This window comes from Devosia sp. (genome assembly GCF_036676215.1).
In the GTDB taxonomy this organism is placed as follows: Bacteria; Pseudomonadota; Alphaproteobacteria; order Rhizobiales; family Devosiaceae; genus Devosia.
On record NZ_JAKFDJ010000087.1, the window covers coordinates 1 to 3,856 of the forward strand.

Sequence of the window (3,856 nt, forward strand, 5' to 3'; positions counted from 1 at the left end):
CTCGTAGCCCTTCACGAAGACCGAATAGCTGCGCTTCGGCTCTTCCAGGAGCTGGATGTCGGGGAAGCGCTTCATGATCTCTTCCCAGATGATGGTGAGCTGCAGCTCGGCCAGGCGGTTGCCCACGCAGCGGTGGATGCCGAAGCCGAAGGACATGTGCTGGCGCGGACGCGGGCGGTCGATGATGTAGCTGTCGGGGTTCTCGATCACCGACCCGTCACGGTTGCCCGAGACGTACCACATGACCACCTTGTCGCCCTGCTTGATGGTCTTGCCGCCCAGCTCGAAATCCTGGGTCGCGGTGCGGGACATGTGGGCCAGCGGTGTCTGCCAGCGGATGGTCTCGGAGACCATCGAGGGGATGAGCGCCGGATTGGCGCGCAGCTTGGCGTACTGGTCGGGGTTCTGATTGAGGGCCAGGACCGAACCGGAGATGGTGTTCCGCGTCGTGTCGTTGCCGCCGATGATCAGCAGGGCGACGTTGGCGTGGAACTCGGCCATCGTCATGTTCCGGGTCTCCTCCCCGTGGGCCAGCATGGAGATCAGGTCGCCAGTCGGCTCGGCGTTGACCCGCTGGTTCCAGAGCTCGGTGAAGTAGCCGAAGCACTCGGCCATGGTCTCGCGCAGCTCCTGCAGGCTGGCGGCGCCGCCGCCGAAACCCGGCGGGGTGGTCATGGCGTCCGACCAGCGGGTGAGCTTGCGCCGCTCGTCGAAGGGGAAGGCGAACAGGGTCGCCAGGGTCATGGTGGTCAGTTCCTTCGACACCAGGTCGACCCAGTCGAAGGGCTCGCCGACCGGCAGGCTGTCGAGGATCAGGCCGGCCCGCTCGCGGATCAGCGGGGCCATGATCGACAGCGCGTGGGGCGAGAGCGCCGGGCTCACCGTCTTGCGCTGGACGTCGTGGCGCGGCGGATCCATGGCGATGAAGTTGGTGGCGCTGTTGTTGGGGTCGCGGAACCCCTGGGCGGCCTTGGGCGACAGCGCGATGCCCTTGGCCGAGGAGAAGACCTGATGGTTGGAATCCACCGCCATGATGTCGTCGTAGCGGGTGATCGACCAGTAGGGGCCGTAGTTGCTGTCCGGCGTGAAGTGGACCGGGGCCTCGGCGCGCAGGCGCTCGAAGATCGGCCACATGGCGTCGTCGCGGAACAGCGAGGCGCGGGCCGGGTTCAGCTCCTCCAGGGGCGTCTCGTAGGCGGCCTTGCGCGCGGCGGCGCGCTTGTCCTTCAGAACCGTTCCATCCGCCATCGCCGCGCCCTCAAGTCTCCGCGCCCGGAGCGGGGCGCGGACCTATCGAGACGCTTCGAACAATGTTCCACAAGGGGCTCGTCGGGCGTGGCCATGCGAGAATTCCTTCTCCCCTTGCGGGAGAAGGTGGCCTTGCGGAGCAAGGTCGGATGAGGGGTCTCTCAGAACGCGCCGGTTGGCGGCGGGGCGGTGGGCTTAGGCTTAGGCCTGACCGGCGTCATCTAAGGGTGGGGAGCTAACCTTAGGGCGTGCTCACACCTCCAGGCCTCGACACGAGGAGGAGAAGAGTAGTGGGAGCGCAACACTCAGTGACTCGTCCAGGCGTTCTCTCTCTGGATCGAGGCGTCACGGGCGATTGGCAAATCTGTGCATCCTAGTTGCCCGCTCGAGAGGCCGGTGCCGTTCAACGCGGCAAGTCGTTGCTTCACGCGCGCCAGAACTCGCCTTTCGGCGTCAGTCTGAGCTTCATTGTGCGCCTCCTCCGCAACAATGCGCAGGGCATCAATCTGATTTGCGGAGAGTGTGTAGGGACAAGGTCGAACACTAGCAATCATCCCATTGGCGTCGAACACGATCAGCTTGAAATGGTCGTCCTCTGACCACGGCCAATAGTCTTGAAAAGTGAGGTGGTCTTCAGAGCTGAAGTACGAGAGCCCACGTCCGACGATGTGGCCCGACTGGCGCTTGTCTTCGCATTGAGAGTCCACGAGCAGTTGCACATCCGCCCAGTGATCTGTTGCCATCCAAGCGGCGCACCCATGCTTAAAGGTTCGAGTCCAGGTCCAGCTCATGCCGGACGCCTTCCAGTTGTATGAAGCGGCTGCTTGCCGGGGCACTCCTTGCGCACGGGGGAGCACAGGCCCCAGCACGGGCACCACATTTGCGTAGAAGGTGAAGGGACCAACGAGCGACACGACGAGGGCTGTCGCGATGACGGCCACCAAGACTAGAGCAGTTCGCTTCATCAGCAGATCCCAAAGCCGCAGCAGAAGCGCGGAAGCGTAGCAATGGCGGGATAGGCGGCAAAGTCCAGCTTGGGTGGCGTGACGTCCAGAACGGGTCGAAAGTCGACGCCCGCGGACCTGACGGATAGCTCAGCGCGACCCCTCATCCGACCTTGCTCCGCAAGGCCACCTTCTCCCGCAAGGGGAGAAGGGCCGCGAAAAAAAGGCCGGCCCCCTTGGGACCGGCCAGTGGTGGTTCTCGAGGGGGAAGACCTCCTAGAACCGCTTGGTGACGCCCAGCTTGTAGTAGCGGCCGAGCGGATTGGCCGTGAACGGGTCGTAGCTGAGATCCAGACGGGCGAACGGCGGGTCCTTGTCGAACACATTGATCACCGCGGCGGTCACCGTCGTGTCCCAGGGCAGGTTCACGCGATAGGTGATGTCGTTGGTCACGAAGGCCTTGATCTTGCGGCCGTTCTGGTTGGTCGCGAAGGTCGCCGAGCCGCCGCGGGTGTCGCGCATGTCGTCGACATAGCGCAGGGTCCAACGGATGTTGTGGTCGCCGCGGGCGTATTCGGCGAAGGCGGTGGCCTTCCACTGCGGCTGCGAGCCGTAGCCGAGATAGTCCATGGTCCCGGCGTAGTCGGTCTCCTTGGCGACCACGACGCCTTCGAGGGTCGTGGCGGCGACGATGTATTCCAGCACATAGGTCAGATCGAGGCCGAAGTTCATGTCGCCGCCCAGCACGTCGCGGGCCCGGTAGCTGGCCGCGAAGTCCAGCCCGCTGGTGTCGATGTCGGGGCTGTTGACGTAGTTGATCCGCACCCGGTTGATGTTCGGGGCCGAGCAGGCGCCGGTGAAGCTGATCCGGGCCAGCAGCGGGGCGTAGGCGGGGTTGGCGCAGTTGTTGGCGCCGGCCGCCCCGTTGGGGAAGATGGCGTTGACGATGTCGGAGCCGCTCTCGTTGTCGATCGGGCCCTTGAAGGCGAAGCGCCAGTAGTCGAGCGAGGCGTTGAAGTCGCCCATCTCGAACAGGACGCCGAGGTTGAGCGTGTCGGCCTTTTCCGGCTTCAGGTTGGCGTTGCCCCAGAGGTCGTAGGCGCGGTAGCCGCCGGCCGCGGTGGTGTAGGCCAGGCTGGTGGTGGCGGTGTTGGCGATCTGGGTCTGGGGCGGGGCGCGGAAGGTCGAGCCCGCCGAGGCGCGGAAGGCCAGCCAGTCGGCCGCCTGCCACTTCAGCGCCACCTTGGGATTGGTGGTCGCGCCGATATTGCCGCCGTAGTCCTCGTAGCGGATGGCGAAGGTCCCGGTCAGGCTGTCGGTGAACGGCATCTGCAGTTCGGCGAAGGTGGCGATCACAGAATAGTCGAGGTCGTAGTCGGCGAGCGCCCCGAAGAAGCTGAACGGGCCATTCTTGGCCGTGCAGGTCGCCCCCGGATTGACCGAGGAGTCGGCGCAGGGGCTGACGGCGATGTTGGTGTAGTCGCTGTTCTGCCGCTCGATGCCGCTCCAGCGGTACTGGGCGCCGGCGGCCCAGGCCAGCTGGCCCGCGCCGAAGTCGATGGGCAGGTCGCCGTTGAACACCAGGTCGGCGGTGAACATCTGCGAGCGGATCTTGTAGGCGTATTCGTCGAAGACGTAGTCGAGGACTTCCAGGCTGTTGGCCG

3 protein-coding genes are annotated in these 3,856 nt (G+C 65.1%); all 3 read right to left on the bottom strand.

From position 1 onward, the window contains the following. Positions 1-1,248, bottom strand: a 1,248-nt coding sequence (locus tag V6M52_RS09155) for a cytochrome P450 (protein ID WP_332700795.1), incomplete at its 3' end; no start/stop codon positions are given. A 305-nt stretch (positions 1,249-1,553) separates the two neighbouring features. Then, on the bottom strand, positions 1,554-2,213 hold the full coding sequence (locus V6M52_RS09160; protein ID WP_332700796.1) for a hypothetical protein: 660 nt from the start codon (positions 2,211-2,213) through the stop codon (positions 1,554-1,556). A 255-nt stretch (positions 2,214-2,468) separates the two neighbouring features. Next, on the bottom strand, positions 2,469-3,856 hold a 1,388-nt coding region (locus V6M52_RS09165; protein ID WP_332700797.1), incomplete at its 5' end, for a TonB-dependent receptor domain-containing protein.

What these genes read in the sequence shown, in the direction of transcription:
- V6M52_RS09160 (WP_332700796.1), bottom strand. Translation starts at nt 2,213, where the DNA reads ATGAAGCGAACTGCTCTAGTCTTGGTGGCCGTCATCGCGACAGCCCTC.